The following is a 6,711-nucleotide window of genomic DNA, read 5'->3' as shown; positions in this document are numbered from 1 at the left end:
GTCATCGAGCGGCGGCTCAAATCCGAGGTGCCGCTGGTCAGCCAGGTGTCGCAGTACATCGTGGCAGCTGGCGGCAAGCGACTTCGTCCCGCCCTGCTGCTGCTGCTGTGCGGTGTGCTGGGGTACCGGGGGGAACAACGCCACAACCTCGCGGCCGTGGTGGAATTTATCCATACGGCAACTTTGCTGCATGACGACGTGGTGGACGAATCCACCTTGCGCCGGGGCCGCACGACCRCCAACGAGGCCTTCGGCAACCCTGCCAGCGTTCTGGTGGGTGACTTCCTCTATTCCCGGGCGTTCCAGATGATGGTCGAAGCCGGCGATATGCGTGTCATGCAGACACTTGCCGAGGCGACCAACGTGATCGCCGAGGGCGAGGTGCTTCAACTTATGAACATGCACGACGCGACACTGTCGGAGGAGGGCTACCTCCGGGTGATTCGTTCCAAGACGGCCAAGCTGTTCGAAGCCAGCGCCCGCCTGGCGGCCTTGCTGGCCCAGTCGCCGCCAGCCATTGAGCAAAGCTGCGCAGACTACGGCCAGGCACTGGGCACCGCATTCCAGGTGATCGACGACGTGCTGGACTACGACGGGGATGTGTCTGAAATGGGGAAGAACCTGGGCGACGATTTACGCGAAGGCAAGGCGACACTTCCGCTGATCATCGCCATGCAGCGAGGTACCGAGGCTGAGCGTACGACCATCCGGCAGGCAATTGAGACGGGTGGCACGGACCAGATGACACAGATCATCGCCATCGTGCAACAGACCGGAGCGCTGCAGGCCACCCGGGATGCTGCGGCTGTAGAAGCACAGCGCGCGCTGAATGCCTTGCAGGCCCTGCCCCAAAACATTTACAGTAATGCCCTGATGCAGCTGGCCTCCCAATTGCTGGAAAGGCGTTTCTGACGGCTGCCGGATCGGGGTGTAGCTTAGCCTGGTAGAGCGCTACGTTCGGGACGTAGAGGCCGGAGGTTCGAATCCTCTCACCCCGACCAAAAATATCCTGGCCTTGGCCGTATGTGTGCGTTTCTTCGCATACTTCCAACGCCGGGCAGGCCTCTGGCGCGTTTTCGATTTACACCTTGTAATCTATAAGCGATGATACCTATTTAAGCCTATCCAGAGAATCCATGGCCGCTGTTGACACCGCTATTAACCAACCACCATCCATGGCATTGCCAGGTCTGGGTCGGGCCTTGGTGGTTGCGGGGAAGCTGGGTCAAAAGGCTGCTGAAGACATCTTTCGCAAAGCCCAAACGGGGCGCACCAGCTTCATCGCCGAACTGACAGGCTCCGGAGCGGTTTCCGCGTCTGACTTGGCGCACACCATGTCGACCGCCTTTGCGGCGCCTTTGCTTGACCTGGACGCCATAGACATACAGCGCCTGCCCAAGGGACTGCTCGATTCCAAAATCTGTGCAACGTACCGTATCGTTGTTCTGAGCAAACGCAATAACCGGCTGATTGTTGCAACGGCAGATCCATCTGACCAGGAGGCGGCTGAAAAAATCAAGTTTTCCACCCAGATGGGGGTCGACTGGGTCATCGCCGAATACGACAAGCTGTCCAAGCTGTCGGAAGTGTCCAACACCAGCGCCTCTGAGGCGATGGAAAGCATCATCGGCGATGACTTTGAGTTTGATGAAACCAGTGTGGATACTGGCGCAACCGAAGATGAAGCGGGTGTCTCCGAAGTTGAGGACGCTCCGGTCGTCAAATTTCTCCAGAAGATGCTGCTTGATGCTTTCAGCATGCGCGCTTCCGACCTGCATTTCGAGCCGTTTGAACATACCTACAGGGTGCGCTTCCGGGTGGACGGCGAATTGCGCGAAATCGCGTCACCACCGGTCGCCATCAAGGAAAAGCTTGCCGCGCGCATCAAGGTTATCTCCAAGCTGGATATCTCGGAAAAACGCGTACCGCAAGACGGCAAAATGAAGCTCAAGATCGGCCCCGATCGGGTCATCGATTTCCGGGTGAGCACCTTGCCGACCATGTATGGCGAAAAAATCGTTATCCGTATTCTGGATCCGAGTAGCGCCAAACTGGGCATTGATGCACTGGGGTATGAAACGATTGAAAAAGAGCGCCTGATGGCCGCGATTCAGCGACCCTACGGCATGGTGCTGGTGACGGGGCCCACGGGTTCCGGTAAAACCGTGTCGCTGTACACCTGCCTGAATATTCTGAACAAGCCGGGTGTCAACATTGCCACCGCTGAGGATCCCGCCGAAATCACATTGCCCGGTGTCAACCAGGTCAGCATGAATGACAAGGCTGGCATGACTTTTTCTGTCGCGCTCAAAGCTTTTTTGCGGCAGGATCCGGACATTATCATGGTCGGTGAGATTCGCGATCTTGAAACGGCTGATATCGCCATCAAGGCCGCGCAGACCGGCCACATGGTCATGTCCACGCTGCATACGAACGACGCACCCACCACGTTGACGCGTATGCGCAACATGGGCATTGCTCCTTTTAATATTGCTTCAAGCGTGATTCTGATCACGGCCCAGCGCCTTGCTCGCCGGCTTTGCCCTAACTGCAAGTCTCCTGCTGATATCCCTCGCGAGACATTGCTGGAGGCCGGTTTCAAAGAGGATGATGTCGACGGCTCGTGGACGCCGTATCGGCCTGTGGGTTGCTCCATGTGCACAAATGGTTACAAGGGGCGTGTCGGTATTTATCAGGTGATGCCGATTTCCGAGGAAATCCAGCGTATTGTCCTTCGCGACGGAAGTGCGCTTGAAATCGCTGCGCAGGCTGAACTCGAAGGGGTCCGAAGCCTGCGCCAGTCCGGATTGCAAAAAGTTAAACTCGGAATGACCTCACTGGAAGAGGTTTTGGGTTGCACGAATGTTTAAATTTGCTCACGCAAAGTGCTGATTAATCGGCGTCTGTAGCGAAAGGTGGCTTGGGCCATCGATAAAACGAGAAAACCATCATGGCAACTGCAGCATCTGTCAAAGGCGTCAAGGAATTTGTTTTTGAGTGGGAGGGCAAGGACCGCGGCGGCAAACAGGTTCGGGGCGAAACCCGGGCCGCCGGAGAAAACCAGGTCAAGGCTTCCCTGCGCCGCCAAGGCGTTTTGCCCACCAAGATCAAAAAGCGCAGCATGCGCTCCGGCAAGAAGATCAAGCCGAGGGACATCGCCATTTTTACCCGCCAGCTGGCTACCATGATGAAGGCGGGCGTTCCACTTTTGCAGTCGTTTGATATTGTGGGTCGCGGCAATGCGAATGCCAGCGTCACCAAGCTTCTCAACGATGTGCGCACGGACGTGGAAACCGGTACTTCCTTGAGTGCGGCTTTTCGCAAATACCCGATGTATTTCAATGCGCTGTATTGCAATCTGGTCGAGGCCGGTGAAGCTGCAGGTATTCTCGAGTCCCTGTTGGATCGCCTCGCGGTTTACATGGAAAAAACAGAGGCCATCAAGTCGAAAATCAAATCGGCCCTGATGTATCCCATTTCGGTGGTGATTGTGGCCTTTGTGGTGGTCGCGGTGATCATGATTTTTGTGATCCCGGCTTTCAAGGAGGTGTTTAAATCCTTTGGCGCTGACTTGCCAGCACCGACGCTGTTCGTGATCGCCATCAGCGAGTTTTTTGTGGCCTATTGGTGGCTTATTTTTGGCGGAATTGGTGGAGGCCTTTATTTCTTCTTCCAGGCCTGGAAGCGAAATGAAAAGATGCAAAAGTTCATGGACCGGCTGTTGCTCAAGGTACCCGTCTTTGGTTCCCTGATTGAAAAGTCGTGCATTGCCCGATGGACCCGTACCTTGTCCACCATGTTTGCCGCCGGCGTTCCATTGGTTGAAGCACTGGATTCCGTGGGCGGAGCGTCGGGCAATTCCCTCTATGCCGATGCCACCGAGAAAATCCAGCAGGAGGTCTCCACGGGCACCAGCCTGACGGCTGCGATGGGCAATGCGAATCTGTTCCCGACCATGGTGTTGCAGATGTGCGCCATCGGTGAGGAATCCGGCTCCGTCGATCACATGCTCGGTAAGGCCGCCGACTTTTATGAAGCGGAAGTCGACGAGATGGTGGCCGGCCTTTCGAGTCTGATGGAGCCCATCATCATCGTGTTTTTGGGTACCCTTATTGGCGGCATCGTGGTATCGATGTACCTGCCCATTTTCAAGCTGGGTCAAGTCGTTTGATGGGGACGGGTATGGGCCCGGCGTTTGATGCGTCGCTGGCCGGCATCCTGGGCCTGCTGATTGGCAGTTTCCTGAATGTTGTGATTTACCGCCTCCCCAAAATGATGGAGCGGCAATGGGCGCAGGAATGCGCGGAGCTGGCCGGGCAGCCAGCAGAGCCTTCCGACAAGTTCAATCTGGTGGTGCCGCGCTCACGCTGCTCCAGTTGCGGCCATGCCATCCGCTGGTACGAGAACATTCCGGTAGTCAGTTACGTGTTCCTGCGAGGCAAGTGTTCGGTATGCGGCTCGCCCTACGGTATGCGCTACCCCGTCGTGGAGGCAGTGACGGGCGCCTTGTTCTTCTTTTGTGTGTGGCGTTGGGGCTGGTCGCTGACTGCGCTGGGCTGGTGCGGCTTTTCCGCCGCACTGCTGGCCCTGGCGATGATCGACTGGGATACCACGCTTCTGCCGGACGATATCACCTTGCCTTTGCTGTGGGCCGGCCTGATCGTCGCCGCCCTGCAGTGGAACCCTTCGGTTAGCCTGCCAACGGCCTTATGGGGTGCCGTCGCTGGCTACCTGTCTCTGTGGCTGGTGTACTGGGCCTTCAAGCTGGCCACCGGCAAGGAAGGCATGGGCTATGGCGACTTCAAGCTTTTCGCCGCACTCGGTGCCTGGTTCGGCTGGCCTGCGCTGGTTCCCATGATCCTGATGGCTTCGGTGATTGGTGCTGTCATAGGTATTGCGTTGAAGTTCTCCACCGGCTTGCGCGAGGGCGGTTATGTGCCCTTTGGGCCTTTCCTGGCCGGTGCGGGTTTCACGGCCATGATTTTTGGGCCGCAATCCATTTTGCGATTTGTGGGCCTGTGATGCCATGTCCCGTGCAGCCCTGCGTATTGGACTGACCGGTGGCATAGGCAGCGGTAAAAGCACGATTGCCGGTATTCTGGTTGCCCACGGCGCGGCGTTGGTGGATGCTGATGCCATTTCCCGTGCGGTCACGGCAGCCGGTGGGGCGGCTGTGCCGGAAATTGCAGCGCTGTTCGGCGGAGAACTGATCACCCCCGAAGGAGCCATGCACAGGGAACGGATGCGGCAGCTGGTCTTTGACGACCCATCTGCACGGCGCAGGCTTGAGTCCATCGTGCACCCCTGGGTAAGCCGGGAAACCCTGCATCAATATGAGCAGGCGGTCGCGGGCGGCAGTGCTTGTGTCATTTTTGACGTCCCGTTGCTGGTGGAGTCGGGGCGATGGCGGCAGCAGCTTGACCAGGTTCTGATTGTGGATTGCAGTGAAAAGACCCAGATTGACCGCGTGATGGCCCGAAACGGCTGGCCACGGGAGGTGGTGGAGAAAATCATGGCTGGCCAAGCAAGCCGCGCGCAGCGCCTGTCTGCGGCTGACATATGCCTCTATAACGATGGCTTGTCTCTGGCGAGCCTGGAAGCCCTGGTCCGACAGCTTGCCTGGCGCTTCGGGCTATGATGCGCAAACAAACCTCCTCATTTAAAGCCGACGAAATCTAGCGCTGTGATCCTTTACGAGTATCCTTTTCACGAACGCATACGCACTTATCTGCGACTTGAACACCTGTTTCGCCGTCTCGGTGAATTGGTGGAGCGTGAGAGCCCGACGGATCATCATTACGCGATCACGACCATTTTTGAAATCATGGATGTCGGCGCGCGTGCCGACCTGAAGACCGATGTGCTCAAGGACCTTGAGAAACAAAAACATGTCCTCAACGGCTACCGCGGCAACCCGGCCATTTCCGAAGCCGTTCTGGACGAGGTGACCGGCCAGCTTGAGGGCTGTTTTTCCGCCTTGAACAACCTGCCGGGCAAAGCCGGTCATTCCCTGACGGAGAACGACTGGCTGATGAGCATTCGCAGCCGTGTCGGCATCCCGGGCGGGACCTGTGAGTTTGATTTGCCGGCCTACTATGCGTGGCAGCACCTTGACACCGAAACACGCCAGCAAGACCTGCAGCGCTGGATCACGCCGCTGGTGCCGCTGGCCGAATCCATACGTGTACTGCTAACGCTGTTGCGTGACTCCGGGGCGCCTCAAAAAGTGGTGGCGCCCGGCGGGCAATACCAGCAGACGTTGCCGCAGGGGCGCACCTTTCAGCTGTTGCGCCTGCGGATAGACCCGGCTCTGGGGTTGATTCCCGAAATCAGCGGTAACCGGCTGATTGTGTCGGTGCGCCTCATGCGCCACGGCAGTGACGACCGGCTGCACGCCAGCACCGAAGATTCTGCGTTTGAGCTGACGCTTTGCTCCTGATTTCAGGACTTGCTGCCTCATCGCCATCACACCCGATTGATCCCCAGACCTGTCTACAAACATGCCTGCGATGAAGAAAGATTCTCCGCCTCTCAAACGGGTCATATGTCCTGGCTGCGGCGGTGAAAGCATTTACGCACCCAGCAACCCTTTTCGCCCATTTTGCAGCGAGCGTTGCAAGAACATAGACTTGGGCGCCTGGGCCAGCGAAGGGTTCCGCCTGCCGGCGGATGTGCCACCGGATGATGAACAATTTGGAGACCCCAAGCTGC

The 6,711-nt window shown here is 57.7% G+C and carries 7 protein-coding genes and 1 tRNA gene; all 8 read left to right on the top strand.

The features are described from left to right. On the top strand, positions 1 to 912 hold a 912-nt coding region (locus AC1D1P_RS10880; RefSeq protein ID WP_477672976.1), incomplete at its 5' end, for a polyprenyl synthetase family protein. Between the two features lie 12 nt (positions 913 to 924). Next, positions 925 to 1,001: transfer RNA gene (locus AC1D1P_RS10875), tRNA-Pro, on the top strand. 135 nt (positions 1,002 to 1,136) lie between these two features. Then, on the top strand, positions 1,137 to 2,870 hold the full coding sequence (pilB, locus tag AC1D1P_RS10870) for a type IV-A pilus assembly ATPase PilB (protein ID WP_477669836.1): 1,734 nt from the start codon (positions 1,137 to 1,139) through the stop codon (positions 2,868 to 2,870). An 80-nt stretch (positions 2,871 to 2,950) separates the two neighbouring features. Continuing rightward, positions 2,951 to 4,171 carry a type II secretion system F family protein gene (locus AC1D1P_RS10865; protein ID WP_477669835.1) on the top strand — a complete coding sequence of 407 codons (1,221 nt, stop codon included), beginning with the start codon at positions 2,951 to 2,953 and terminating at the stop codon, positions 4,169 to 4,171. Between the two features lie 11 nt (positions 4,172 to 4,182). Next, on the top strand, positions 4,183 to 5,022 hold the full coding sequence (locus AC1D1P_RS10860; RefSeq protein WP_477669834.1) for a prepilin peptidase: 840 nt from the start codon (positions 4,183 to 4,185) through the stop codon (positions 5,020 to 5,022). A gap of 4 nt (positions 5,023 to 5,026) precedes the next feature. Next, positions 5,027 to 5,638, top strand: coding sequence for a dephospho-CoA kinase (gene coaE / locus AC1D1P_RS10855; protein ID WP_477669833.1), 612 nt, complete (start codon positions 5,027 to 5,029; stop codon positions 5,636 to 5,638). A gap of 45 nt (positions 5,639 to 5,683) precedes the next feature. Continuing rightward, positions 5,684 to 6,439, top strand: a complete 756-nt coding sequence (zapD, locus tag AC1D1P_RS10850) for a cell division protein ZapD (RefSeq protein WP_457279673.1) — start codon at positions 5,684 to 5,686, stop codon at positions 6,437 to 6,439. A gap of 70 nt (positions 6,440 to 6,509) precedes the next feature. Then, positions 6,510 to 6,711, top strand: a 202-nt coding sequence (locus tag AC1D1P_RS10845; protein WP_477672975.1) for a DNA gyrase inhibitor YacG, incomplete at its 3' end; no start/stop codon positions are given.

It is taken from the genome of Polaromonas sp. P1_E1_2 (assembly GCF_056406035.1).
This window is presented reverse-complemented; position numbering and strand designations above follow the sequence as displayed.

Coding starts and splice junctions, on each gene's coding strand:
- pilB (WP_477669836.1), top strand. CDS start 1,137: ATGGCCGCTGTTGACACCGCTATTAACCAACCACCATCCATGGCATTG.
- AC1D1P_RS10865 (WP_477669835.1), top strand. CDS start 2,951: ATGGCAACTGCAGCATCTGTCAAAGGCGTCAAGGAATTTGTTTTTGAG.
- AC1D1P_RS10860 (WP_477669834.1), top strand. CDS start 4,183: ATGGGCCCGGCGTTTGATGCGTCGCTGGCCGGCATCCTGGGCCTGCTG.
- coaE (WP_477669833.1), top strand. CDS start 5,027: ATGTCCCGTGCAGCCCTGCGTATTGGACTGACCGGTGGCATAGGCAGC.